Raw genomic sequence first — 26,151 nt, forward strand, 5'->3', positions numbered from 1 at the left:
CAAAAAACACTGGAGACACACAATGAAACTTTCCGCCATTGCCGCGCTGTGCGCCGGCTGCCTCAGCTCGTCCGCCTTTGCCGCCACCGACCTGGTCATCGCGACCGTCAACAACGGCCACATGATCGAAATGCAAAAGCTCAGCAAGTTCTTCGAGCAAGCCAATCCCGACATCAAGCTCAAATGGGTGACCCTGGAAGAAGGTGTCTTGCGCCAGCGCATGACCACCGATATCGCCACCAAGGGCGGCCAGTTCGATGTGATGACCATCGGCCTGTATGAAACCCCCATTTGGGGCAAGAAAAACTGGCTGATCCCCATCAAGCCGGACGCCAAATATGATATCGACGACTTGTTGCCGGCCATCCGTGAAGGGCTCTCCGGCGATGGCAAGCTGTACGCGTCGCCATTCTATGGCGAAAGCTCGATGATCATGTACCGCAGCGACCTTGTCAAAAAAGCCGGCGTGATGATCGAAGACCGCCCCACCTGGAACCAGTTGCGCGATGTAGCGGCCAAGCTGCACGATCCGGCCAACGGCGTGTATGGCATCTGCCTGCGCGGCAAGCCAGGCTGGGGCGACAACATGGCCCTGATTACGACCATGGCCAATTCCTACGGCGGTCAGCTGTTCGACATGCAATGGAAGCCGCAATTTACCAGCAAGCCGTGGAAAGACGCGGTCACCATGTATGTCGATCTGATGAAGAAATACGGCCCGCCGGGCGCGGCCGCCAACAGCTTCAATGAAAACCTGGCGCTGTTCAACCAGGGCAAGTGCGGCATCTGGATCGACGCGACGATTGCCGCCTCCTTCATCACGGACCCCAAGCAAAGCAAGGTAGCCGACAAGGTGGCGTTCGCCCAATCACCCATCGGCGTGACGGAGCGGGGTGCCAACTGGCTGTGGATCTGGTCGCTCGCCATACCCGCGAGTTCGAAGCACCCGAATGAAGCGCAGCGCTTCATCAACTGGGCCACGTCGCCCGACTACGTGAAACTGGTGGCCAAGGAAACCAGCTGGGCCAACGTGCCGACGGGCACGCGCAAGTCGACGTATGCCAGCCCCGAATTCCAGAAAGCGGCGAAATTTGCCGCGGCCGAAGGCAAGGCCCTGGCCACCACGCGCGCCGTGCAAAGCACCATGCTGCCATCGCCCTACGTGGGCGTGCAATTCGCGTCCATCCCCGAATTCCAGGTGATCGGCGTGGCGGCAGGCCAGCAGATGGCGGCAGCGCTGCTGGGCAAGGTGACGGTGGATCAGGCGCTGGAATTGTCGCAGCAGACGGCGGAGCGCGAAATGCGCAAGGGCGGCTACTACAAATAAGGCAGCTACGTCTTAGTTGCACAGTTTGCTTACCCCAACGGCGTAAATCTGGGGTCGGACCTTCGGATCGGAATGCATCCCATTGGGACGCATTCCCCCTCAGGGTCCGACCCCGGTACTTTAGCTTTGCGGGTTATCGGTTCACCTGCCCCAAGAGAACATTATGAAACGCATTATCCCCCGGACTTTGCTGACGCCGGCCGTGGTCGCCGTCTCCGTCATTTCCGTGATTCCGTTGTTGATCACGCTGTATTACGCGTTCGTGCGCTATTCCATGCTCGATCCGAGCGGCCATCCTTTCCATGGCCTGGCCAATTTCCACTTTTTCTTTACCGATGCCTCTTTCCTGCCGGCATTGCAGAATACCTTCACCCTGCTGTTTTCCGTCATGCTGATCACAGTAGTGCTGGGCACGGCGCTGGGTTTGCTGATCAATGAAGCGTTCCCCGGGCGCGCCATCGTGCGCGTGCTCTTGATCTCGCCGTTTCTCGTCATGCCGGCCGTGAATGCCCTGATGTGGAAGAACATGCTGCTCAATCCGATCTACGGCCTGTTCGCGCAAATCAGTCTGTTCTTTGGCGCCACGCCCGTCGACTGGCTGTCGGCCCACCCCCTGTTTTCCATCATCATGATGGTCTCGTGGCAATGGTTGCCGTTTGCCTGCCTGATCTTCATGACGGCCCTGCAATCGATGGACCGCGAACAACTGGAAGCGGCCCGCATGGATGGCGCCACCTATCTGCAGCAGTTGCGCTACCTCTATATTCCCCACCTGGGCCGCGCCGTTTCGGTGGTGCTGATGATCGAGATGATCTTCTTGCTATCGATCTTTGCGGAAATCTTTACCACCACAGGCGGCGGTCCGGGTTTCGACACGACCACCATCACCTTCATGATTTACCAGCAGGCACTGCTGTCGTATGACGTTGGAGCGGCCTCTGCCGGTGCCCTGTTCGCCGTGCTCATCGCCAACATCGCCGCCTTCTTTCTGATGCGCGTCATCGGCAAGAATTTGTCGAAATAAGGAGACCTTGATGCATAGCAAACTAAATTTATATAGCCGCACGGCCGCCGCCTGGCTGTGCGCGTTACTGCTGTTCTTTCCCATCTTCTGGCTGGGCCTGATGGCCTTCAAGACGGAAGGGCAAGCCATTTCCACGCCGCCCCTGCTGTTCTTCACACCCACGCTCGACAGCTTCCGCGAAGTGCTGGCGCGCGACAATTACTTTGGCTACGCGTGGAACTCGCTGTTTACCAGCGTGGTGTCGACGGCCATAGGCCTCCTGATCGCCATCCCGGCCGCGTATTCGATGGCCTTCTTTCCCACAAGCGGCACCATCGGCTTGCTGAAATTCATGCTCAGCTCGCGTTACATGCCCGGCGTGGGCGCGCTGATGCCGATCTATATCTGCTACCAGTATTTCGGCCTGCTCGACACGCGCATCGGCCTGACCATCATGTTCATGCTGATGAATCTGCCCATCATGATCTGGCTGCTGTACACCAGCATGAAGGAGTTGCCGCGTGAAATCCTGGAAGCGTCGCGCATGGATGGCGCCACCGTGTGGGATGAATTCCGCCACGTCGTGCTGCCCCTGTCCGTGGGCGGCATCGCTTCCACGGCCCTGGTGTGCATGGTGTGGTCGTGGAATGAATCGTTCTGGTCGCTGAACCTGGGCGCCTCCAACGCGGGCACCCTGGCCTGGCTCATCGCTTCGTATTCCAGCCCGGAAGGCTTGTTCTGGGCCAAATTGTCGGCCGCCTCCCTGATGGCGATTGCGCCCATCATGGCGCTGGGCTGGTTCTGTCAAAAACAATTGGTCCAAGGTATGACCTTTGGCGCTGTTAAGTAAAAACTATTGGATGACATCATGGCTTACCTTCAACTGAACAATATCGAAAAATTCTTCGGCGAGCACCGCGCCATCAAGGGCATCGACCTGGACATTCAACAAGGCGAATTCGTCGTCTTCGTGGGGCCGTCAGGTTGCGGAAAATCAACCCTGCTGCGCCTGATCGCGGGCCTGGAACCTATCGACGGCGGCAAGCTGTCGCTCGACGGGCGCGACATCACCGGCTTGCCCTCGTCCAAGCGCGACCTGGCGATGGTGTTCCAGTCGTATGCGTTGTATCCGCACATGACGGTGTTCCAGAACATGTCGTTCGCGCTGAAGCTGGCCGGCGTCGATCCCGCCATCATCCGCGAAAAAGTCGACAAGGCGGCCGCCATCCTTGACCTGGGGAAATACCTGGAGCGCACGCCGAAGGAGCTGTCGGGCGGCCAGCGCCAGAGGGTGGCCATCGGCCGCGCCATCGTGCGCGACCCGAAAGTGTTCCTGTTCGATGAACCGCTGTCGAACCTCGATGCGGCTCTGCGCGTGCAGACGCGCATCGAGATCGCCAAGCTGCACCGCGAGCTGGGTGCTACCACCATCTATGTGACGCACGACCAGGTGGAGGCGATGACCCTGGCCGACCGCGTGGTGGTGCTGCGCGACGGGCAGATCGAGCAGCATGGCTCGCCCCTGGAACTGTATGACCGTCCCGCCAACCGCTTTGTCGCGCAATTCATCGGCACGCCCAGCATGAACGTGGTGCCGGCCGACGCTGCGCCGCAGTTGCTGGCGCAGGCGGGCAGCGCGGCGCAGGCCGACGGTTTTGTCGGCATCCGTCCCGAGCACGTGCACCTGGGCGCGGCGCAGCCGGGCAGCGTGCCCGTCACCGTCGACCTGGTGGAATCGCTGGGCGTGGAAACGCTGACCTATGTGCGCTTGCCGAATAATGTGCAGGTAGTGTCGCGCGGCGCCGAACGCAGCAGCCTGCAGCCAGGCCAGCAGACGCATTTGACGTTCGAGCCGGGCTTCGTGCATTATTTTGACCGCGCCGGCAAGACTTACGCGGCCGCGCAAGGAGGGCTGTAATGGACGCCATCGCATTGAAGCAGGCGAACCTGGCGCAGCTGCCGGCCAACGTTGCCGTGCCCGCGTATGCGCGCGGCGCGCCCGTGGCCAGCATCGTGCATATCGGCGTGGGCGGCTTTTTCCGCGCCCACCAGGCCGTGTACCTTGACGATTTGCTGGCCTTGCCCGGAAATGAGCAATGGGGCTATTGCGGCGTGGGCTTGCTGCCGCATGACGCGGCCATGCGCGACGCCATGCAGGCGCAGGATGGCTTGTACACGGTGGTCGAGCGCAGCGCGGCCGGCGATACGGCGCGCATCATCGGCAGCATCGGCGAGTATCTGTATGCTCCCGACGAGCCGCAGGCCGTGCTGGAAAAGCTGGCCGATCCTGGCACGCGCATCGTCGCGCTGACCATCACCGAGGGCGGCTATTATGTGAACCAGGGCACGGGCGAATTCGATGCGCAACACCCCGACATCGTGCATGAACTGGCACACCCGCATGCGCCGCGCTGCTCCTTCGGCTACCTGGCCGCCGCCCTGGCCCTGCGCCACCAGCGTGGCCTGGCGCCGTTTACCATCATGTCCTGCGATAACCTGCAAAACAATGGCGATGTGACGCGCAAGATGCTGCTGGCTTTTGTCGCCTTGCGCGACGCGGAACTGGCGCGCTGGCTGGCCACGCATGGCAGCTTCCCCAACAGCATGGTCGACCGCATCACCCCGGCCACCACGGATGAACACCGGGCGCTGGTGCGCGAGTCCTTCGGCATCATCGACGCCTGGCCCGTGGTGTGCGAGCCGTTCCGCCAGTGGGTCATCGAAGACGAATTCCCGCAGGGCCGGCCGGCCTGGGAAAAGGTGGGCGCGCAGATGACGCACGACGTGCTGCCATATGAAAAGATGAAGCTGCGTCTGCTCAATGCCAGCCACCAGGCCCTGTGCTACATCGGCATGCAGCTCGGTTACACGTTTGCGCACGAAGCGATGAACGATCCTGGCATCCGCACGCTCGTGCGGCGCATGATGGATGACGAGGTCACGCCTCTGCTCGACAAAGTGGACGGCATCGACCTGGAATTGTACAAGGACACCCTGATCGAGCGCTTTTCGAATCCTGCAGTGCGCGACCAACTGGCGCGCATCGGCACGGAAGGCTCGGCGCGCATCCCGAAATTCGTGCTGCCGTCCGTGCGCGAAGCGCTGGAGCAGGGCGGCGCCATCACGCTGCTGGCTTTCACGGTGGCGTGCTGGTTCCGTTACCTGGAAGGCCACGATGAGCAGGGACGCGAGATGCCCTTGAGTGACCCTTATGCGGTGCGCCTGCGGGCGCTGGCGCTGCAGGGCGGGGCGGACGCCACGGCGCTGCTGTCCTTGCGCGAGCTGTTCGGCGACCTCTCCGACGCGCCCCCGTTCACGCAGGCGGTGGGCGAGGCGCTGGCCAGCATGTACGGGCTGGGCGCCCGCGCGGCGCTGGAACAGAGCGTTGCCTGACGGGGAGGGCGCGCCATGCCACGCAAAGCCGATGTTTCGTTGCCGCAGATGGAGCTGGAACAGCAGCGAGACGCCACACCCGGTTTCGAGCCGAAAGGCAGTTTCGGCTTCATCCGCTACCTGCAGCACGGCTTTCCGAATGCGCTGGTGCGCTGGCACTATCACGACGAGTACGAACTGCACCTGATCGTCGAAAGCAGCGGCAAGGTCTTTGTCGGCGACTACATCGGCCAGTTTGCGCCCGGTCACCTGGTGCTGACGGGGCCGCGCGTGCCGCATAACTGGGTTTCGCTCGACACGCCACCCGAAGGCGTGGCCCTGCGCGACATGGTGATCCAGTTTTCGCATGTGCCGCTGGCCTCGATGGCCGCCGCCATTCCCGAATTGAAGGATATTTTCCCGCTGCTGCAGCGCGCTTTGCACGGCGTGGAATTTTTTGGCGTCAGCGAACAGTCTTTGCGGCGCTTCCAGTGCATCCGCGACAGCAGCGGCTTGCCGCGCTTTATCGAATTCTTGACACTACTGGGTGAACTGGCGCAGACCAGCGATTACCAATTGCTGTCGACGGTGCCGATGCAGTCGAGCGACGACGACGTGGCCTTGGCGCGCATCAGTTCGGCCATCAACTTCATCGTGCACAATTACAGCGGCCAGTTCTCGCTGAAACAGCTGGCCGAGCAGGTGGACATGCCAGAGCGGACGTTTTCGCGCTTCTTCCGCAGCGCCACGGGCAATAGCTTCACGGACTTCGTCAACCGCCTGCGCATCAACAAGGCCTGCCAGCTGTTGATGGAGACGGAGCGTTATGTCAGCAACATCTGCTACGAAGCGGGATTCAATAACGTGGCCAACTTCAACCGGCGCTTCCTGGAGTTGAAAGGCATGACGCCGAAGGAGTTTCGCCAGCAGGCGTTGGGGCGTTTTGGCGCGTGAGGCTTTTTGAGGTACATTGGATGGCACAGGCGGGGACAGCCTGGGAGAGACGCGCATGGAACACCTGTGGCAAAAGGACAGCGAGCGCAAGGCGCCCGAACTGGAACGCGAAAGCTACGATGGCATCATCAATTACCTGGAACATGGCTATCCCAGCTCGCGCGTGCGCTGGCACTGCCATGAAGAGTATGAGCTGCACCTGATCGTCGCCACCAGCGGACGCCTGTTCGTGGGCGACTATATCGGCGAATTTTCGCCCGGCCACCTGGTGCTGACAGGCCCGCGCCTGCCGCACAACTGGATTTCCAACCTGGTGCCGGAAGGGGGCGTGGCACTGCGCGACATGATCGTGCAATTCGCCCATACGCCACTGGCCGGCGCCGCGCGCGTCATCCCCGAACTGCGCGAGCTGCTGCCCCTGCTCGAGCGCTCCAGCTACGGCGTGGAGTTTTTCGAGATGGGCCATGAGGCCGAGCAGCACCTGGCGCGCATCCGCGCCACGCATGGCGCCGAGCGCTTCGCCGCATTCGTCCAGCTGATGAGCAAGCTGGCGCGCACGGCCAACTACCGCCTGCTATCGAGCGCTTCGCTGCGCTCGTACGACGATGACGCCACCCTGGCCAAGGTCAACTCCGTCCTCAATTACATCACGGACAATTACCGTGAGCCGATTTCGGCGGAAATGCTGGCCGAGCAGGTGGGCATGTCGCTGAGTAAATTCTCGCGCTTCTTCCGCAAGGCGACGGGCAACAGCTTCACGGATTTCATCAGCCGTTTGCGCATCAACAAGGCGTGCCAGCTATTGATGGATACCGATCACTATGTGTCGAACGTCTGCTATGACGTGGGTTTCCAGAACGTAGCCAACTTCAACCGCCGCTTCCTGCAGGTGAAGGGCGTCACGCCGAAGGAATTCCGGCGCCAGGCCGATGGCCGCTTTGGCGGCATCGGCGGGCCTGTTGCGGATACGCCACTGGCGTGAAGGCTGTCATGGGCTTGTCACTTTGCCCAGTTACTCTCCACGGCTTCAATCCCACCTTAGCCGAGGAATGCATGAAGACTGCCGTAACGTCCACCCCGAAACTGACCCTGCTGGCCATCGCCGCCGGCCTGACCCTGGCCGCTTGCGGCGGCAGCGACAATACGCCGGCGGAGCCTTCCAAGCCCGTGGCGCAAACGGGCGTGTTCCTCGACGGCGCGGTGGAAGGTCTCGATTACGTGGCCGGCAGCGCGGCCAAGGCCAGCACCAATGCCAAGGGCGAATTCATGTGCAACCCGGGCGATACCGTGGCCTTCAGCGTGGGCGGTCTGGCCCTGGGCTCGGCGCCATGCGGCGCCGTCGTCACGCCGCTGGCGCTGGCCGCCAGCACGAATGTGGCAGACGACAAGGTCGTTAACCGCCTGCTGGCGCTGCAATTGCTCGATGAGGACAGCGATCCGTCGAACGGCATCAAGCTGACGACCGAAGTGAAGGCGGCGCTGGCCGGCAAGACGCTGGACTTTGCCGGTGCTCCGGCCGTCTTCAACGCGGCCCTGGCTGCACACTTGAGCAGCGTCGGCGGGAAATTTGCCAGTCGCACGGTCGATGCGGAGCGGCGCGCGCTGGTGCGCGAGCATTTCGAAGATACCCTCGCTTCCAAGGCGGGCGCGCCCGTCAACGAGGCCCTGACGCAGGCCAATCCGGTGGGCGAAGTGAAAGTTACCGTGACGCGCTACCAGATCCAGGCGGCGGAAAAATACTATGTGCCGTACGAAGGCGCGAATGCGAAGATCAAGGGCGAATTTCCGAACGGCTTCTTGCCTTCCTACGGTTCGGGCCTGGCCTACAAGGGCAAGAATGCAAACGGCGACCTGGAATTTTATGGCTTGACGGACCGCGGCCCGAACGGCGACGGCCCGCTTGTGCCCGACCCATCGGGCAAGGGCACCAGCGGCAGCAAGATCTTCCCCTCGCCCAGTTTTACTCCCTCGTTCGGCGTGATCACGGTGGGCAAGAACGGCGCCGTGCTGGCATCGAGCACGCCGATCAAGGTGTCGGCCACGGTCAACAGCTCGGGCTTGCCCGTGCCTGTGGGCGCGGTGGGTAATTCGGCCGAGATTCCCGTCATGGATGCGATGAAGTTCGATGCCGCAGGCAAGGCTGTCTTCAATGCGGGCGGCCTCGATTCGGAAGCCATCGTCGTCGATGCCAAGCGAAATGCGCTGTGGGTGTCCGACGAATACGGCCCGTTCATCATCAAGATCGATGCGGCCACGGGCTTCATCCAGGCCAAGTATGAGCCGGGCAAAGGCTTGCCGGCGCTGTTTGCCAAGCGCCGCGCGAACCGCGGCATGGAAGGCATGACACTCGACACGAGCAACGACAAGCTGTACGCCTTCTTGCAAAGCCCCTTGTCCGACGGCAGCGCGCCATACACGGTGACGAAGAAGAATGAACAGGTCGAGCGCTTCGCCCGTTTCACGCGCTGGATCGAATTCGACCCGACGACGGGCAGCAGCGGCAAGATGTATGCGTATCCGCTGAATGCCGCCGACTACCAGGATGGCCGCACGGGCAACGCCAAGCTGGGCGACATGGTGGCGCTGGGCGGCGGCAAGTTCCTTGTCATCGAACAGGGCGCCGCGCCATCGGGCAAGGTCTTCAACAAGCTGATGCTGGTCGAATTGAAGGGGGCCACCGATATCGCGGCAGCCGCCTTCAATGCGACGACGTCCGACCTGGAAAAAAGCAGCATGGGCGGCGCAGCCGTGAATGGCGCTGACTGGGCGGCTGTCACGCCGCTGAAGAAAACCCTGCTGCTGGACTTGAACGCCATCGGCTGGGCGGCGGAAAAGGCCGAAGGCCTGACCCTGATCGACGACTCTACCATCGCGCTGGCCAACGACAACGACTTCGGCCTGAAGACGAAGATCTTTGACGCGAATGGCGTGGAAGTGGCGGACGCCGACGTGACCAAGTGCACGGTCGATGCCAACGGTACGATCGTCACCAGCGCTGCCGTCGGCTGCAATGCCGCCAACACCATCCGCGTGGCGCGCGGCGACGACCGCGAGCGCCCAAGCCGTTTGTGGATCGTGAAGTTCGCCAAGGCGCTCAATACGTATTGATGCAGCCGGACGGATGAAAAAAAGCCGCACAGTGTGAACTGTGCGGCTTTTTTACTGTGGGCCAGGCTTACTTTTTGGTGTAGGTGCTCAACCAGTCCAGCACCGTGTGATGCCACAGCAGCGAATTGGCCGGTTTCAGCACCCAGTGGTTCTCGTCCGGGAAGACCAGCAGCTTGCTCGGGATACCCTGGCGCTGCAGCGCCGTGAAGGTGCCCAGGCCTTGCGCCGTAGGGATGCGGAAGTCCAGGTCGCCCTGCACCACCAGCATCGGCGTCTTCCAGTTTTTCACGAAGTTCACGGGATTGAACTGTTCGTGCTTGGCTGGCGCGTCGTAGTACGGGCCGCCGTTTTCCCACTCCGTGAACCACAGTTCTTCCGTCGCGTAAGCCATGCCGCGGTTGTCAAACACGCCGTCGTGGTTGACCAGGCATTTGAAGCCGTCCGGCCAGTTGCCGGCGATCCAGTTCATCATGTAGCCACCGTACGAGGCGCCCAGCGCGCAGCTGCGTTCGCGGTCCAGCCATGGGAACTTCTTGGTGGCAGCTTCCAGGCCTTTCTGCAGGTCGACCAGTGGCTTGCCGCCCCAGTCGCCGCTGATGGAGTCCGTGAACTTCTGGCCATAGCCGGTGGAGCCGTGGAAGTCGATGAAGACGGTGGCGTAGCCGGCGCCCGCATACACTTGCGGATTCCAGCGGTAGCTCCAGCTATTGCCAAAGCTGCCTTGCGGGCCGCCGTGGACGAGGAAGGCGACCGGATACTTTTCACCGGCCTTGGCATTCCATGGCTTCATCACGTGGCCATACACGGTTTCGCCATTCGCGCCCGCGAACGAGAACTGTTCATATTCGCCGAAGCGCACGTCGGCCAGGGCCGCCGCATTCTGCTTCGTCAGTTGCTGCATCGGTGCGTTTTCCGACTTCGCGTCGAGTTTACGCGTGTACAACTGCGCGCCCGAAGCCAGGTTGGCTTGCGCCAGCACGATGGTATTGCCGCGCACGTCGAAGTCGCCCACTGCGCCCTTGTCCGTCAGCGCAGCGACCTTGCCGCTGGCCGCATCGATGTGGAACAAGCGGTGCTGGCCCACGTCATCGGCGGCGACCAGGAAAGCCTTGCTGTCCGGCGTCCAGCGGAAGTCGGCCACGGAACGGTCCCAGTCGTCGGCCAGGGTGCGCTTCTTGCCGGTGGCGACATCCATCAGCACCAAATGAAAGCGGTCCGCCTCGAAGCCAGGCTTGGTCATGGCGACATACGCCAGGGTACGGCCATCGGGCGAGTAGGTGGCTTTCGCATCCCAGGCCGGATTGTCGGCGGTGAGATTGCGCGGCGCCTGGCCACCGGTGGCAGGTATCGTGTAGACGTCGAAGTTGGTCGACCACGATTCCGTGCGGCCGGCCACGCGCACCGAGAAGGCCACGGTCTTGCCGTCCGGGCTGAAGTGGTATTCGCTATTGTCGCCGAACGGTTTGGAAGGCGCGTCGCCGTCCAGGGTGCCGCTCAGGCTGACAGGCGCGGCGCTGACCTTGCCGGTGGCGTCGATGGGCGCCGAGTACAGCGCGTTGCGGCGGCCATCGGCCCAGGTATCCCAGTGGCGCACGAACATCTGGTCGTAGACCATGCCGGTCGCCTTGTTTTTCGCTTTTTCATCGAGGCGTTTTTTGGTGCAGGCGAGGTCCGCGCAATCGAGGAAGACGCCCATGCTGAAGGCCAGGCGGTCGCCCTGCGGCGACAAGCGGTAGGTGTCGACGTCCAGCGCCAGGTCGGTGACCTTCGCCGCTTCGCCGCCGTTCAGGGGCAGTTGCCACACTTGCGAGGAGCCGGAACGGCCGGACAGGAAGTAGATGGCGTCGCCGTTCGGCGACCATTGCGGGTCGCTGGCGCTGGCATCACCGCGCGTGAGCTGGCGCGGCGCCGCGTTCGGTGCGCGCAGGTCGATCATCCACAGCTGCGTGTTGCCACGGTTTTTGTCCAGGTTGGTCGTGCGCACCGTGTAGACGACGCGCGTGGCGTCCGGCGACAGCACGGGGCTGCCTACGCGTTCCATGGCCACCATGTCTTCCACGGTGAAACCGCGTGGCGCGGCCAGCGCAGGTTCTGCAGCGGCGGCGGTGGTGGCCATGGCGGCACTGAATGCTCCCAAGAGCAGCAGACGTAAACTCATTCAAACTCCCGTTTTATATTGCGACGTTATCGATATGGTATTGACGTGGCCGGCTGTACCGCCGGCAGCCCGACATCATAGCAATAAAGACGTGCCTGCTGCGGGAGTTGACCGCCGGTTAGCCGGCCGGAGTTGCCAGTTGGTCGAGCGCCACGTGGCCCAGGAAACCTCGCTGGCTGGCCGCTGGCAAGCCTGCTTCGATGGCGTGGGCAAAGCGGATGCCGAGGTCTTGTTCCAGCGTCGCCAGCAGGCGCGCCACGTTCGGATAGTCGGCCAGGCTGGCCAGTTGCAGCGGTTCGGCCCAGCGCGCCGTGGCGGCCAGGTAGGCGTCGGCTACGCTTGGCGCGGCCTTGCTTGCCAGCCAGCGGCGCCCATCGAGCAGGCGCTCCAGGTGCGCCAGGCTTTTGTTGACCTTCTCGACGGCCATTTCGCGCCAGACGGACGCGCGCGCATCGTCAGGTGCCGCGCGCGATGCCTGGAAGGCGGGCATGAAGGCAGCGTGGAAGGTCGTGTGCAGGAACGACAGCACGCTGTTCAGGCGGTCGTATTCCGGCGTGCCCTGTGCAAAACCCAGGCCGCTGTCCGGCGCGCGGGCGGCCAGGTGCAGCAGGATCGCCATGCTTTCCAGCAGCGGCGCGCCCGCGTGCGTGAGCAGGGCCGGCGTCTGGCCCAGCGGATTAATGGCGAGAAAGGCGGCATGCTGCTTGCTGGCCGGGTCGCGCGCTTCCACGCGGGCCAGGCGATAGGGCAAGCCGCTCCATTCGAGGGCGGCGATGGCGGCAAACGAGCAGCCGAACGGCACGCTGTAGATCAGGGTGGTTTCCAAGTCGAAACTCCAATGGGGTGAGGGAAGGGCAGTCTAAGGGCAATGGTTACTATTTGGAAGAAGGCAGAATAATGTGGTATGGGTACATTTTTTATACCAGGTGGGAAGCGAACCATGAAAGACAATGTCTCCGGCTGCGCCGTGGAAGAAGCCATGCGCCTGCTGGGCGGGCGCTGGCGCATCGTGCTGCTCAGCTATCTGATGGCGGGACCGAAGCGCTTCAGCGAAATCCGCCGCGCCGTGCCGAATATCTCGCAGCGCATGCTGACCCTGGACTTGCGCGCGCTGGAAGAGGCGGGCTTGCTGACACGCACCATCTACGCGGAAGTGCCAGTGAAGGTGGAATACCGGCTGACGGAGGAGGGCCTGCGCCTGCAGGAACTGGTGGAAATGCTTCGAGGCATCGGCCTGCGCCTGCGCGGACAGGCGGATGGGGGTGGCGCCTTTCTCGCGCCCGATGCCGGGTAAATGTCTCTATAGAAACAGCTGTTTTGATGCAAAGTGCTAGACTGCCGGCCTTTCATCACTACTCTTGATACCCATGCGCCTGACTTCCTTCGCCCTGACCGCCGCCGCCCTGTTTGCCGCCTTGCCGGCCCAGGCGGCCACCATGCCGACGCTTGAACAAATCCACGCCGCCGTGCAGGTGGGCGTGGCCAAGACCCGAGCCAAGATGCAATCGACTATGCCGGTACCGATCGCCGTCAAGGTTACCAGCTTGACCGGCTGCCAGGATTCGCAGGAAGTGCCCGGCGAAGTGGTGTGCCTGGTCGCCATGAGCGCCGGCATGCGCGATGGTTTTATGGTGCTGCCGCTGCGTAACGAGAACGGTACATGGGTGGGCGTCGAGCGCAAGGATGCCAAGTTCGAGGGACCGTCGCCGGCCGAGGCGCAAGCGATGATACGCGCCTGGGCCAAGGAAGAAGTGGCGCGCGATCCGGAGGCGGCCAAGGATGTGCAGATGCAGGAAGCGCAGAGCACCATGCAGGTCAAGGCCATCAACGAGTGCGACGTCAAGCGCAAGACGGGTTACCTGGAATGCGATACGGAATTGAGCATGCCAAGCCGTCCTGAAGGCATCAAGACGAAAATGACCTTCATGCTGGAAAGCGGTAACTGGCGTTACGTGCCACGTTAAACGCCACGCCCCTGCGCCCATCGAGCGCCGCGCTACAGCAGGCGCTCTGACAGCGCCTTGAAGGGAACCTCGGGCACGAGGAAGGCGAACGGGCTGGACACGGGGGGCAACTGCCCCAGCAAGGCGCAGTCGGCACGCAAGGCGGTCAGCGCTTGCACTTGATCTAGATCAACGGGCAGGTCGATTTCACCGAAAACCAGCTTGTCGTTGCGTGGCACGTGCGCGATGGCCGCATCCTGGCAAGCGAGGAAGGCGACGGCATCGTGCCAGTTGCCGAACAACTGCTGCCAATCGCCGTCGAGGGTCTGGCTACTGGCGATGTCCGCTTGCACGTCCAGTGCCGGGGCGCTACCGGCACCGCCAGCAATGCTGCAGTGGGCCTGCGTGGCACGGACCTCCAGCGTCATGCCGGCGGCCAGGTGGGTCGGCAAGATATCGCTGAACAACCGCGTGCCCAGCGCGTGGGGCACGCTATCCATGATGTTTTTCAGGAAGTAGACGCAGGGCACGGCGGGCGCACCCGGAGGCGTGTGGTCCAGGTACAAACGCCAGTTGCTTTGCAGGGGCGATGGCAGCAGGCGGCGCAGGGGAGTGGGCAGGGCTGGGCCGAAATGCCCATGGCGGTAGGTCAGCACGGTAAACGGCGTCTTGCCCTCGCGCTGCCACAAGATGACGCCGGCAGGCAGCAATTTCTGCGCGGCAGCGGCGTCGACCAGCCAGCTCACATACACGACATCGCGCACGTCGCTGTGCAGGGTCAGGAAGGGCAGGCGCGACATGACGGCCTGGCGTAGGTTGGCAAAGTGCGTACAGTTGGCGAGCGCGGCAAACAGGCGCCCCGGCCAGCCCGCGCGCGGGTGGCGGTAAGTGTTGTCGTGCAATTGGGAAGTCTTTCGGTTGCGGTGATGCAGGCGGACGGCGCCGCCTGCCGGATGCGTTACGTGTTTATTGCATGTGCCAGCCGTGGCTGACGACGATCGACTGGCCGCTCAGTGCCGTCGATGGGAAGGCTGCCAGGAAGACGGCCGTTTGCGCCACGTCCTGGGTGGTAGTGAATTCACCGTCGATGGTGTCTTTCAGCATCACTTTCTTGATCACGTCTTCTTCGCTGATGTTCAGCTGGGCCGCCTGTTCGGGGATTTGCTTGTCGACCAGCGGCGTGCGCACGAAGCCGGGGCAGATGACGTTGGCACGGATGCCATCCTTCGCGCCTTCCTTGGCCACCACCTTGGCCAGGCCCAGCAAGCCATGCTTGGCGGCCACGTAGGCGCTCTTGAAGGGCGAGCCTTCGTGCGAGTGCACGGAACCCATGTAGATGATGGCGCCGCCGCGGCCGGCCTTGATCATTTCGCGCATGCAGGCGCGCGTGGTGAGGAAGGCGCCGTCCATGTGGATGGCCAGCATCTTTTTCCATTGATCGAACGGGTAGTCGACGACGGGGCTGATGATCTGGATGCCCGCGTTGCTGATCAGGATATCGATGCCGCCGAAGTGTGCCGCAGCATCCGCCACGCCCTTGTCGACTTGTTCTTCGCTGGAGACATCCATGGCGACGGCAAACGCCTGGCCGCCCGATTGCTTGATTTCCTCGGCCGTCTTGCTGGCCGCTTCCAGGACCAGGTCGGCGATGACGACCTTGGCGCCTTGTTTCGCGTATTCCATGGCCATTTCCTTGCCGATACCACTGGCGGCGCCGGTAATCAGTGCGACTTTGTCTTTGAGTTGCATATTAATCCTTTGCATTGCGGGTTGGAGTGATCGTGGGAAGTCAGACTATGCCAGTATAGCCAGAAAACGCGCCGGGCATGGCTTGCGCACGCCTACAAACCGGCTTGCCTCGCCTGCAATTCCTGCAGGCGCCAGGCGCCGGGATTGGTGCCAGCCCAGACGCGGAACGCGTGATTGAACGCGCTTTGTTCCTGGTAGCCCAGCAGAAAGGCGATATCGACCAGCGACAAGTCTTGTTCGCGCAAATAGTCACGCGCCAGGCCGTAGCGGGCCTGGTCCAGCAGGGCCTGGAAGCTGGTACCCCCGTTGGCCAGCTTGCGCTGCAGGGTGCGCGGCGTGACGGCCAAGGTGGCGGCAACGGTGGCCAGCCGGGCCGAACCCTGGCGCAAGCCCGCCACGATGGCCGCGTGCACCTGCGCCTCGATAGCGCCGCCGCCCATCTCCGCTGCGGCTTGCCGTTGCGCCAGCAACTGTTCCGCATGCTGGCACAGCACGGGATACAGGCTGACGTCGGCGTTCGGCACGGGCCAGTCCAGCAATTGCGCATCGAAGGTGGCCGTGTTGGCGCTGGCGCCAAAGGCGGGCAGGCTGCCCAGCACGCGCACGTATTCGTCGCGGTGCGCCGCGTGGCGCAGCAAGTCGCCGCCGCCATCGTGGGTAAACGCCAGCCGGGCCGGCGGTAGCGGCAGGCCTGCCAGCCAGTCGCCGCAGACGCGGATGCCGGCAAAGACGCTGTCGACCAGGTGCCGGCTGGCGCCCGGGTAGTGGCTGGCCCAGCGGTAATGCGCGACGGCGCCATCGCGCTGCAGCGTGGAGCGGCCCAGGTCGTGCGCCAGCCGTTCATAGCGGGCCGTCTGTTCCAGCGCGTGGCCCACGTTCTTGCAACTGAGCAAAATCAAGCCATACGCGCTGTAGGTGCCCATGCGCACGCGCTGGCCCACGTGCAGGCCGAAATGCGCATCGCCCGCCAGTTGCGCACCCGCATCGAGCAGGCGCACGTAGTCGCGCGCGGCCAGGCTGGCCGCTGACGCTTCCAGGCTGTGCGGTGCCACGCCGGCCGCGTGCGCCAGGGCGGCGGCAGCGATGCCGTGCGCGCTTGCCGCTTCCAGCAGCGGCTGCAGATAGGCGCCCGCGACCCTGCCTTCCGCGTGGTGGCTGTCAGTGCCTGGCATGATGGAACAATGCAATTGTCATGAAAAACCAATACCCTTCGTCTCTGGCGGCATATGCTATTGATCTAGCAAGAAAATCAGGTAAGGACAGTATAGCAAGCCGTCGTGGCGCGCTACTGGCCAAACACAGGGGATATCGATGCAACGCTGGAATGGCTGGGGGGACGAGAGCGTCACGTATGCGCTGAGTGCGGAGGCGCTGGCTTTTTTGGGCGAGCGCCTGGGGCCAGGCAGCGGCATGCTCGATGCCACATTTGACGAGGCCTGCGCGCGGGTTCCCGTCTCGCGCCTGGCGCCGCATCAGTTGATCGATACCACGCCTGCCACGCGCGTGCGCCATGCGCTAGGTCAAAGCCTGCCCGACTGGTTCAAACTGCGCCATGGCCGCATCGGCGCGGTGCCCGATGGCGTGGCGTTTCCCGACAGCGCGCTGCAGGTGCGCCAGCTGCTCGCGCATGCGCGCCAGGCGTGCGTGGCCGTGATACCGCACGGTGGCGGCACCAGCGTGGCCGGGCACCTGACGGTGGCGGCGGGCTCGCGCCCCGTGCTGTCGCTCAGTCTCACGCGCCTGTGTGCGCTGGGCCATCTGGACCGCGAGGCGCAGCTGGCCACGTTCGGCGCGGGCGTGTATGGCCCCGACCTGGAAGCGCAACTGCGCGCGCATGGCTATACCCTGGGTCACTATCCGCAGTCGTTCGAATATTCCACCCTGGGCGGCTGGATCGCCACGCGCTCGTCGGGCCAGCAATCGCTGCGCTATGGCCGCATCGAGCAGTTGTTTGCGGGCGGCGAAGTGGAAACGCCGTCCGGCACCCTGAGCATCCCAACGTTTCCGGCCTCGGCGGCCGGCATCGACCTGCGCGAAATGGTGCTCGGTTCCGAAGGGCGGCTGGGCATTCTGACGCAGGCAACCGTGCGCATCTCGCCGCTGCCGCCCCATGAAGCATTCCACGCCGTGTTTTTCGCCGACTGGGGCCAGGCGCAAGCGGCTGTGCGGGCGCTGGCCCAGTCACGCCTGCCTCTGTGCATGCTGCGCCTGTCGAACGCGCTCGAAACGCAAACCATGCTGACGCTGGCCGGCCACAAGAAACTGGTGGGATTGCTGGAGCGCTACCTGTCCCTGCGCGGCTGCGCAGAAGAAAAATGCATGCTGATGGTGGGCGTCAGCGGAGACGCAAAACCGGCGCGCGCAGCCCTGCGCGGCGCCCTGGCGCTGGCGCGGCGGCACCAGGGCGTGCACGTGGGACGGCACATGGGCGACAAGTGGAAGCAGGGGCGCTTTCGCAACGTCTACCTGCGCAATGGCGCCTGGGAACATGGCTATGTCATCGACACGGTGGAAACTGCCGTCGACTGGCCGCGCGTGGCGCCCATGATGGCGGCGCTGGAGCAGGCGGGCGCTAATGCGCTAGCCGCGCATGACGAACAGGTGCACGCCTACACGCATCTGTCGCATGTGTATGCGCAGGGCGCCAGCGTCTACACCACGTATGTGTACCGGCTGGCGCCCACGTATGAAGAAAACATGGCGCGCTGGCGCAGCCTGAAAGGCGCGGCTTGCGCCGCCATCGTGGCCAACGGCGGCACCATCAGCCACCAGCATGGCGTGGGCACGGACCACGCGCCGTGGCTGGCCGCCGAAAAGGGCGAGCTGGGTATTGCGGCCATGCGCGCGCTGCTGCGCCAGTTCGACCCGCAGGGCATGATGAACCCCGGCAAACTGCTGCCCGAGGCCGGGGGCGGATTGTGAGCAGGGAGGATTTGCCTGGCGTCCTGGCGCGCGACTGGGATGTGCTGATCGTCGGCGGCGGCATCACGGGCGCCGGCATCCTGCTGGAAGCATCGCGGCGCGGCTTGACGGCGCTGCTGGTGGAACAGCGCGATTTCGCCTGGGGCACGTCGAGCCGTTCATCGAAGCTGGTGCATGGCGGCTTGCGCTACCTCAAACAGGGCCAGTTCGCGTTGACGCGCGAATCGGTGCATGAGCGGCAAGCCTTGCTGACGGATGCGGCCGGGCTGGTTGAGCCGCAAGGCTTTGCTTTTGGCGACTACGTCGGCAGGAAGCCGGGGCGGCGCCAGTTCATGCTGGGGCTGGCGATCTATGACGTGATGGCGGGCCGACGCGCGCGCCGCTATGTCGATGCGGCGGACTTTGCCATGCTGGCGCCGCACATCCAGCGCGAAGGCTTGCAGGGCGGTATGCTGTACCAGGACGCCAAGACGGACGATGCGCGCCTGGTGCTGCGCGTGCTGCAGGAGGCGCGCCGCCATGGCGGCGTGGCCGTCAATTACCTGGGCGTGGCATCGTTGCTGCGAGAGGGGCAGCGGGTCGTCGGTGCCACCTTGATCGATGGCGTCGGCGGCGAAACGCCAACGGTGCGCGCGCGCCTGGTGATCAGCGCCACGGGCGCCTGGGCCGACGGCTTGCGGGGGCAAGTGGGCGCGCCGCCGAAACTGCGGCCCCTGCGCGGCAGCCATCTGCTGCTGCCGGCCTGGCGTCTGCCGCTGGCGCAAGCCGTCAGCCTGATGCATCCGCACGATGGCCGTCCCGTGTTTGCCTATCCTTGGGAGGGCGTGACACTGGTGGGTACCACCGATGTCGACCACGGCGCCAGCCTGGACCTGGAACCGGCCATCACGCGCGGCGAACTCGATTACCTGCTGGTGGCGCTGCGCTGGCAGTTCCCGCAACTGGCGTTGGGCGAAGACGACGTAATGGCCACGTTTGCCGGTGTGCGCCCCGTCATCGACAGCGGGCAGCTTGACCCGTCGAAGGAAGCACGCGAACATGCGCTATGGTTGGAAAACGGCTTGCTGACGGTGGCGGGCGGCAAGCTGACGACGTTTCGCGCGATCGCCCTCGACGCATTGCGCCGCGCCGCGCCGCTGCTGCCGGGCTGGCAGGCGGATTTGCGCGCCTTGCCCATTTTTGACGCAACGCCGCCCTTGTCGGGCAAGGCCTTGCTGCTCGATGGCGAACAGCGCGTGCGCCTGCTGGGCCGTCATGGCGCGGCCGCGCAGGCACTGTGCGATACGGCGCAGGAGGGCGAACTGGCGCAGATTCCCGGCACGCAGACCCTGTGGGCGCAGCTGCGCTGGGGTGCGCGCATGGAGGACGTGCAGCACCTGGATGACCTGCTGCTGCGGCGCACGCGCCTCGGTTTGCAGCTGGCCGGCGGCGCGCTTGCTATCATGCCGCGCCTGCGCGCCATGTGCCAAAATGAACTGGGGTGGGACGATGCGCGCTGGGACGCGGAACAGGCGCGCTACCTGGCCCTGTGGCGCCGCCATTACAGCGTGCCGCAGGGCGAGTGAAACAAGCATAAGAATAAACAAGAGGAGAGTATTATCGAGACCACCCTGTTTGGCCTGCCCCTGGCGCTGGGCGACGCCCGCATCACCTATGACAGCCTGTCGCCGCTGGACTTGCGCCAGCCCGTGGATACCCTCGTCGAGGACCTGGGGGAAGATTTGCTGCAAATCACGTGTGCGAATGGCGACATCGTCGACGTGGGCTGGTATCCGGCCTGGAATGCGCAGGGACGCTTGCGCGTGGTGGCCGTGCGCGGGCAGGACTGGCAAGCGCCCGTGTTCAGCGCGCAGCCGGAAAAAGATCCGCAAGCGCTGCTGCAGGCGCTGCGCGCCGCGCTGGCCAGTGTGGCATAAGTGATGGCCTCCGCAGCGGGCAATGGCCCCTATATCCTCTCCATCGACAATGGCACGCAAAGCGTGCGCGCGCTGCTGTTTGACAGGGACGGCAATCTGGCGGCCAAGGCGCAGGTGTTCCTGGAAGCGTATTACTCCGAGCACCCCGGCTGGGCCGAGCATGACGCCGACGGCTACTGGCAAGCCGTGTGCGAAGCGTGCCAGCAGTTATGGCGTAGCACCGCCATTGAAAAATCGTCGGTCGTAGGCGTGGCCGTGACCACGCAGCGCGGCACGGTGGTCAACGTGGATGAACATGGCGCTACCCTGCGCCCTGCCATCACCTGGCTGGACCAGCGCAGCACGCGCCAGATTCCCCCACTGTCGCCATGGTGGCGCGCCGCTTTCCGCGTCATGCGCCTCGATGGCACGATTACGTACTTCCGCCGCGAGGCCGAGATTAACTGGATCAGCGCGCACCAGCCTGACATCTGGCGCCGCACGCACAAATTCCTGCTGCTGTCGGGTTTTTTGAACCACCGCCTCTGCGGGCGCTACGTCGATTCGACTGGATCGCAAGTGGCGTATATTCCGTTCGACTACAAGCGCCACGCCTGGGCCGGGCGCTTCGACTGGAAGTGGCAGGCGCTGGCGATTCAACGCTCCATGCTGCCCGAGCTGGTGACCCCGGGCACGCGCATGGGCGCCATCACGGCCGCGGCGGCGACGGCGACGGGTATCCCGGAGGGCACGCCCTTGCTGGCGGCGGCCGCCGACAAGGCGTGCGAAGTGCTGGGTGCCGGTTGCGTCGAGCCGCATGTGGCGTGCCTCAGTTACGGCACCACCGCCACCATCAATACGACCAACCGCAAGTATGTGGAGGTGACGCGCTTCATTCCGCCGTATCCGGCCGCCATGCCGGGCGCCTACAGCACGGAAGTGCAAATCTTCCGCGGCTACTGGATGGTCAACTGGTTCAAAGAGCAGTTCGGCGACCGTGAACGGGCGGCGGCGGCCGAAGATGGTGCGGGCTTGTCTGCCGAAGCGCTGTTCGACCGCCTGGTCGAGGCCGTGCCGCCCGGTTCCATGGGCCTGATGTTGCAGCCGTACTGGAGTCCAGGCATCAAGGTGCCGGGCCCGGAAGCGAAGGGCGCCATGATCGGCTTTGGCGACGTGCACACGCGCGCGCACATCTACCGCGCCATCCTCGAAGGGCTCGCGTATGCGCTGCGCGAAGGCAAGGAGCGCATCGAGCAGCGCAGCGGCATTGCGATTACGGAGCTGCGCATCGCGGGCGGTGGCTCGCAAAGCGACGCTGCCATGCAGCTGACGGCCGATATCTTCGGTTTGCCCGCCGCGCGCGCCCACGTGTATGAAAGTTCGGGCCTGGGCGCGGCCATCGCCGCTAGCGTGGGCCTGGGCTGGCATGCGGATTTCCCCACCGCCGTGCAAGCCATGACGCGCAAGGGCAAGGTATTCCAGCCGCACTCCGGGCACAGCAAGGTCTATGAGCAACTGTACCGGCGCGTGTACCAGAAAATGTATGCGCGGCTGCAGCCCCTGTACCGCGAGATCGCCGACATCACCGGCTATCCAGAATAGCCATCCCTTAAATCGTATTGCGAATCATTCGCATCCGATATATGATGTATTTCGCATTTCACTAAGGCAACTCATCCAGGTGACTGCAGTGCGCCGCCGGCCATGCGCCGGCGGCGTGTCCGCGCGGGCAGAGTTCCGCCGCAACGCTTCCTTCAACGCCGCCGCTTGATCGTGCACCGCCTATCCTCTGCCCCAGTGTTTTTTCATTCCAGAAGCATCAAGTAGTAAGCAAACCCAGGCAAGGATAGCGATGAAGAGCAGCAGCAAACAAGGATGGACCCCGCTGGCCGCCGCGCTGGCGCTGGCATTGGGCGGCGCGCATGGTCATGCGTGGGCGGCAGCGATGGCCGCCAAGGCCGCCAAGGCTGACGACGTGCAAATGCCCGCCATCAGCGTCTTTGGCGACGCCATCAGCGCCGGCACGGCCGGGCGCTCGTACATCAACAGCGCCGACATCGAGCGCCAGCAGGCCGACAATGTCGCTTCGCTGCTCGACACCCTGCCCGGCGTGGACCTGGCCGGCACGGCCCGTCCCAGTGGACAGAGCCTTAATATCTGGGGCTTCAATAAAGTGCAGGACGTGAAAGTCATTCTTGACGGCGTGCCCAAGGGCTTTGAAAAATACCGCCAGGGCTCCATCTTCATCGAGCCGGAATTGATCAAGCAGATCGAGGTGAACAAGGGCGCGCATACGAGCCTGTATGGTAATGGCGGCTTCGGCGGCGTCATCACGGTCGAGACCAAGGATGCGCAAGACTTGCTGGAAGGCGGCGAAAACGTGGGCGCCATGCTGAAGTATTCGCGTCATTCGAACAATGCGGAAAACGACGCCACCGTGGCCGTGTATGGTCGCAGCGCAGATGGTCGCTTCGATGCGATGGCATTCACCACGCGGCGCAAGTCGGATGATTTGCGCAAACCCGATGGCAAACCATTCCGCTTCTCCGCCATCGATGCGCCATCGAGCCTGGCGAAGCTGAATATCCGCCTGACGCCGGAGCAGTTGCTGACCCTGACGGCCATGAAGAGCGGTAGCACGGGCTGGGGCCCGTTCGCCGCCATGGGCGAGGACGTGCCCACGCCGACCGAAGCGGAAATCAAAAAGTATGGCCTGGAAGAAGCGTGGCAGCGCAAGGCCGTTTTCCGCGACCAGGACGACGATACCTATTCCGTAAAGTGGCAGTACGCACCGCAGAACAATCCATGGATCAAGCTGACGGCAAGCGCCGGCTATTCGCACACGGACCAGCATGACAAGCGCCTGCCGTCTGCTTCGCTGGGTTCCTACCTGGGATCGCTGGGCAACGAGAGTTGGGCTTCGTACGTGGACCGCATCGCGGAGGTGCGCAACGAAAGCGTGTTTATGACGGGCGCCATTTCGCACGTGCTGCAAACGGGCCTGCAATGGCACAAGAACGTGCGCGACACCCTGATGTATTACCCCTCGTCGACGGCACTGAAAGACCCCAGCTACAACTACGGCTACTTCCAGCCTTACTACATGCCGGCCGGGCGCCAGAAAACAACGGGCCTGTATTTGCAGGATGCGATGACGTATGGCGACCTGACGGTGACGGCGGCCCTGCGCCACGACCGGGTCGTCTCCGCAGGTGTGCCGAACAAGGCCTCGCGCTACAACAGCCCTTTGGCGGCGGCCGGCCACGACTTCAGCGAAAAGGCGCACGAAGACTGGTCGCCCCGCCTGGGCCTGTTCTGGAAGGCGTCGAGCAGCGTGGCGCTGTTCAGCGACTTGAGCCGCACCTGGCGTGCGCCAACGATCGACGAGATGTATTCGAACGAATACTATGTGTCGTCCAGGCTCGGTTCATCGACGCCGGGCACCAGCCGCGACTTGGCCGTCGAGCGCGTGACGGCCGTGCGCACGGGTGTCATGCTGCACCGGCAGAACGTGTTCATGGAGCTTGACGACGTGCAACTGCGCCTGACGGCGTACCGCAACCGCGTCAGCGACAATATCGGCCCGCGCCTGGGCATCTTGATCGAAGGCTATGTGCCGGGCTCGGGCAAGGTGCCGCCAGCCCTGTCGTCCTACCGCAACCTGGCCGGTTTCCGCACGCAGGGCGTGGAAATCGAGTCCTACTACAACTCGCCGCGCCTGTTTGCCAGCGCTTCGCTGTCGAAGCAGCGCGGCACGCGCACCGGTTCCCAGCGCGACCCATGGGGCCATGACGAACCCGTGTCGACCATCGCGCCGGATAAATTGATGGCTGGCCTGGGCTGGCGCATGCCCGACCTTGGGGCCAGCATCGGCTGGCAGGGCCGCTTCGTGGCGAAGCAGGACCGCGTCCTGCCGGTGGGGAGTGTTTACCGCCTGCCACCGTCAAAAGGCTATGCGCTGCACACCTTGTTCGCATCGTGGAATGGCAAGCAGGGCGTGTGGCGCGGCACAGAAGTGCGGCTGACGGTCGATAACGTCTTCAACCGCAACTACATGCCGTACCTGAGCGAAGCGGTGACAGGTGTGGGACGCAATGCGAAGCTGAGCGTGTCAAGGAAGTTTTAACGTAGTACGAGCGCCTTGACCGTTTCCCTGGCCGCGCTGCCCGAATGCGTGGCGCGCACCTGGTTGCGTCCCCCTTCCTTGGCCACGTACAGGGCGCGGTCGGCGGCGACGAATAGCGCTTCGCGGTCGTCCAGCTGGTGCGGGTGGATGGTCGCCACGCCGATGCTGACGGTGATCCACGGCGAGGTGGCGGAGCGCGGATGCGGCAGTTGCAGTGCTTCGATGTGCATACGGATGGCTTCGGCCAGATGCAGGGCGCCGTCGGCGTCCGTGTCGGCGAAGAGCATAACGAATTCCTCGCCGCCGTAGCGGGCCGCCAGGTCGCCCGGGCGGGCGGCATGCGAGGCGATGGTTTGCGCCACCTGTTGCAGGCAGCTGTCGCCGGCCGGGTGACCCAGGCTGTCGTTGTACAGCTTGAAGTGGTCGACGTCGAGCACCACCAGCGACAGGGCGCCGCCGCCGCGCACGGCGCGCTGCCACTCTTTTTCCAGGAAGCTGTCGAAATGTCGGCGGTTGGAGATCTTTGTCAGCGGGTCGAGGTAGGCCGCGCGCTGCAAGGCGTCTTCCGACTGCTTGTGGTGTGTGATGTCGTGCAGCAGGCCGATATACAGGGGCTGGCGCAGATACATGGGCGTGAGCGTCATGTCCATGCTCAGCGCCGCGCCGTTGCGGTGGCGAATTGCCACTTCGCGCGTGCCGTGCTTGTGCGCCGTCTCCGGGTTGGCCGCGTACATGGCGAAGTAATCGAGGTATTCCTGCGTCACCAGGGGGCTGAGCAGTTCAGCGATCGAGCGTCCGGCGAGTTCGTTTTCGCGATAGCCCAGGTACTGGTCACAGGCGGGATTGGTGTACTGGATGCGTCCGTCCGCCTCGATGATCAGCAAGCCCTCGGCCATGTTGTTGACGATGGTGCGCAGGCGCTCGGCCTGTTCCTGCTGGCTTTCATTGCTGCTGCGGATGTGCAGCTGGGCGCGCACGCGCGCGCACACTTCGGCCATGCGCAGCGGCTTGCTGATGTAGTCGACGGCACCGCAGTCGAAGCCGGCCACCACGTCTTCCGTCTCCGTCTTGGCGCTCATGAAGATAACGGGAATGCGCTGCGTCAGCGGGTGCTGCTTGAGGCGGCGGCAGGTTTCTATGCCATCCATGTCCGGCATCAGCACGTCGAGCAGGATCAGGTCGGGATGGGCGCGCTGGGCGATCGCCAGTGCCCGTTCGCCGGACTTGGCGACATAGGTTTGATAGCCCTGTTCACTCATCAGCTTGCGCAGCAGCTCAAGGTTGGCCGGCGCATCATCGACAATCAAAATGGCGGCTTCATGCCGCTGGGAATGCCCCACACTGCCTGGACTCATTTCTTCCGGCCTTCTCCGATGTACTCTGCGATGCCAGCATTTGCTACACTTTCGGTGATGCCGAAGTCCCGCATGCCGTGGCCGGCGCAGATGGCGGCAGGCAAGGTGTTAGCGGGAGTGTTGCCCTGGCCGCAGACCGCGGACCGTGAGCGGATGTACACGTGTAGTTAAAGGCTGACCGGGTTCAAATCTGATACAGCAATCAAATCATACCGCTTTGCCAATTTTTTGGGTGAAAA

Annotated in this window: 21 protein-coding genes; 15 read left to right on the top strand and 6 right to left on the bottom strand. The window is 63.7% G+C overall.

Annotated elements, in window-relative coordinates; all coding sequences use genetic code 11:
• The first annotated feature begins 22 nt into the window (after nucleotides 1-22).
• The 8 genes from ACQ4W7_RS12965 to ACQ4W7_RS13000 all read left to right on the top strand — a co-directional run bounded on the left by ACQ4W7_RS12965 (nucleotide 23) and on the right by ACQ4W7_RS13000 (nucleotide 9,764).
• The gene (locus ACQ4W7_RS12965; RefSeq protein ID WP_426072354.1) at nucleotides 23-1,327 is read left to right on the top strand and encodes an ABC transporter substrate-binding protein; all 1,305 of its coding nucleotides are present in this window, start codon (nucleotides 23-25) and stop codon (nucleotides 1,325-1,327) included.
• 163 nt (nucleotides 1,328-1,490) lie between these two features.
• Nucleotides 1,491-2,351: a carbohydrate ABC transporter permease gene (locus ACQ4W7_RS12970; RefSeq protein WP_099402681.1), complete on the top strand. Its 861-nt coding sequence runs from the start codon at nucleotides 1,491-1,493 to the stop codon at nucleotides 2,349-2,351.
• Between the two features lie 10 nt (nucleotides 2,352-2,361).
• The gene (locus ACQ4W7_RS12975; protein ID WP_426072353.1) at nucleotides 2,362-3,180 is read left to right on the top strand and encodes a carbohydrate ABC transporter permease; all 819 of its coding nucleotides are present in this window, start codon (nucleotides 2,362-2,364) and stop codon (nucleotides 3,178-3,180) included.
• 18 nt (nucleotides 3,181-3,198) lie between these two features.
• Nucleotides 3,199-4,248: an ABC transporter ATP-binding protein gene (locus tag ACQ4W7_RS12980; RefSeq protein WP_436530933.1), complete on the top strand. Its 1,050-nt coding sequence runs from the start codon at nucleotides 3,199-3,201 to the stop codon at nucleotides 4,246-4,248.
• Nucleotides 4,248-5,723, top strand: coding sequence for a mannitol dehydrogenase family protein (locus ACQ4W7_RS12985; protein ID WP_436530935.1), 1,476 nt, complete (start codon nucleotides 4,248-4,250; stop codon nucleotides 5,721-5,723). The genes ACQ4W7_RS12980 and ACQ4W7_RS12985 overlap by 1 nt, the downstream gene beginning before the upstream one ends.
• A gap of 15 nt (nucleotides 5,724-5,738) precedes the next feature.
• The gene (locus ACQ4W7_RS12990) at nucleotides 5,739-6,656 is read left to right on the top strand and encodes a helix-turn-helix domain-containing protein (protein ID WP_436530937.1); all 918 of its coding nucleotides are present in this window, start codon (nucleotides 5,739-5,741) and stop codon (nucleotides 6,654-6,656) included.
• Between the two features lie 55 nt (nucleotides 6,657-6,711).
• Nucleotides 6,712-7,638 (top strand): helix-turn-helix domain-containing protein, encoded by a 927-nt coding sequence (locus tag ACQ4W7_RS12995; protein ID WP_436530939.1) that lies wholly within the window; start codon nucleotides 6,712-6,714, stop codon nucleotides 7,636-7,638.
• Between the two features lie 71 nt (nucleotides 7,639-7,709).
• The gene (locus ACQ4W7_RS13000; RefSeq protein WP_436530941.1) at nucleotides 7,710-9,764 is read left to right on the top strand and encodes an esterase-like activity of phytase family protein; all 2,055 of its coding nucleotides are present in this window, start codon (nucleotides 7,710-7,712) and stop codon (nucleotides 9,762-9,764) included.
• A gap of 67 nt (nucleotides 9,765-9,831) precedes the next feature.
• On the opposite strand, the gene ACQ4W7_RS13005 is transcribed toward ACQ4W7_RS13000, so the two are convergent.
• Nucleotides 9,832-11,922 (bottom strand): S9 family peptidase, encoded by a 2,091-nt coding sequence (locus ACQ4W7_RS13005; protein ID WP_436530943.1) that lies wholly within the window; start codon nucleotides 11,920-11,922, stop codon nucleotides 9,832-9,834.
• Between the two features lie 118 nt (nucleotides 11,923-12,040).
• The gene (locus ACQ4W7_RS13010) at nucleotides 12,041-12,748 is read right to left on the bottom strand and encodes a glutathione S-transferase family protein (protein WP_436530945.1); all 708 of its coding nucleotides are present in this window, start codon (nucleotides 12,746-12,748) and stop codon (nucleotides 12,041-12,043) included.
• A gap of 114 nt (nucleotides 12,749-12,862) precedes the next feature.
• On the opposite strand from ACQ4W7_RS13010, the gene ACQ4W7_RS13015 reads away from it, so the two are divergent.
• Together ACQ4W7_RS13015 and ACQ4W7_RS13020 are read left to right on the top strand one after the other, a co-directional pair.
• Nucleotides 12,863-13,216, top strand: a complete 354-nt coding sequence (locus ACQ4W7_RS13015) for a winged helix-turn-helix transcriptional regulator (protein ID WP_436530947.1) — start codon at nucleotides 12,863-12,865, stop codon at nucleotides 13,214-13,216.
• A gap of 73 nt (nucleotides 13,217-13,289) precedes the next feature.
• Nucleotides 13,290-13,886 (top strand): hypothetical protein, encoded by a 597-nt coding sequence (locus ACQ4W7_RS13020; RefSeq protein ID WP_436530949.1) that lies wholly within the window; start codon nucleotides 13,290-13,292, stop codon nucleotides 13,884-13,886.
• A 32-nt stretch (nucleotides 13,887-13,918) separates the two neighbouring features.
• Here ACQ4W7_RS13020 and ACQ4W7_RS13025 read toward each other — a convergent pair whose 3' ends face one another.
• The 3 genes from ACQ4W7_RS13025 to ACQ4W7_RS13035 form a co-directional block, all read right to left on the bottom strand.
• Complete coding sequence (locus ACQ4W7_RS13025) at nucleotides 13,919-14,767, bottom strand: DUF2071 domain-containing protein (RefSeq protein WP_436530951.1); 849 nt, start codon at nucleotides 14,765-14,767, stop codon at nucleotides 13,919-13,921.
• 64 nt (nucleotides 14,768-14,831) lie between these two features.
• On the bottom strand, nucleotides 14,832-15,614 hold the full coding sequence (locus ACQ4W7_RS13030; protein ID WP_436530953.1) for a 3-hydroxybutyrate dehydrogenase: 783 nt from the start codon (nucleotides 15,612-15,614) through the stop codon (nucleotides 14,832-14,834).
• Between the two features lie 92 nt (nucleotides 15,615-15,706).
• Nucleotides 15,707-16,786: an AraC family transcriptional regulator gene (locus ACQ4W7_RS13035; protein WP_436530955.1), complete on the bottom strand. Its 1,080-nt coding sequence runs from the start codon at nucleotides 16,784-16,786 to the stop codon at nucleotides 15,707-15,709.
• A 139-nt stretch (nucleotides 16,787-16,925) separates the two neighbouring features.
• On the opposite strand from ACQ4W7_RS13035, the gene ACQ4W7_RS13040 reads away from it, so the two are divergent.
• From ACQ4W7_RS13040 to ACQ4W7_RS13060, 5 genes are all read left to right on the top strand, one after another.
• The gene (locus ACQ4W7_RS13040; protein WP_436530957.1) at nucleotides 16,926-18,536 is read left to right on the top strand and encodes an FAD-binding oxidoreductase; all 1,611 of its coding nucleotides are present in this window, start codon (nucleotides 16,926-16,928) and stop codon (nucleotides 18,534-18,536) included.
• A gap of 11 nt (nucleotides 18,537-18,547) precedes the next feature.
• Complete coding sequence (locus tag ACQ4W7_RS13045) at nucleotides 18,548-20,101, top strand: glycerol-3-phosphate dehydrogenase/oxidase (protein WP_436530959.1); 1,554 nt, start codon at nucleotides 18,548-18,550, stop codon at nucleotides 20,099-20,101.
• A gap of 123 nt (nucleotides 20,102-20,224) precedes the next feature.
• Entirely contained in the window at nucleotides 20,225-20,452 is a 228-nt protein-coding gene (locus ACQ4W7_RS13050; RefSeq protein ID WP_426072338.1) for a hypothetical protein, read from the top strand.
• Nucleotides 20,453-20,455: 3 nt separating this feature from the next.
• Entirely contained in the window at nucleotides 20,456-22,033 is a 1,578-nt protein-coding gene (locus tag ACQ4W7_RS13055) for an FGGY-family carbohydrate kinase (RefSeq protein ID WP_436530961.1), read from the top strand.
• A 250-nt stretch (nucleotides 22,034-22,283) separates the two neighbouring features.
• Nucleotides 22,284-24,557: a TonB-dependent hemoglobin/transferrin/lactoferrin family receptor gene (locus tag ACQ4W7_RS13060; protein ID WP_436530963.1), complete on the top strand. Its 2,274-nt coding sequence runs from the start codon at nucleotides 22,284-22,286 to the stop codon at nucleotides 24,555-24,557.
• Here ACQ4W7_RS13060 and ACQ4W7_RS13065 read toward each other — a convergent pair.
• Nucleotides 24,554-25,912 (bottom strand): diguanylate cyclase, encoded by a 1,359-nt coding sequence (locus ACQ4W7_RS13065; RefSeq protein ID WP_436530965.1) that lies wholly within the window; start codon nucleotides 25,910-25,912, stop codon nucleotides 24,554-24,556. The two genes, ACQ4W7_RS13060 and ACQ4W7_RS13065, sit on opposite strands and share 4 nt — an antisense overlap.
• Nucleotides 25,913-26,151 lie beyond the last annotated feature (239 nt).

The organism is Janthinobacterium algoris, assembly GCF_051380935.1.
Taxonomy (GTDB): Bacteria; Pseudomonadota; Gammaproteobacteria; order Burkholderiales; family Burkholderiaceae_D; genus Janthinobacterium.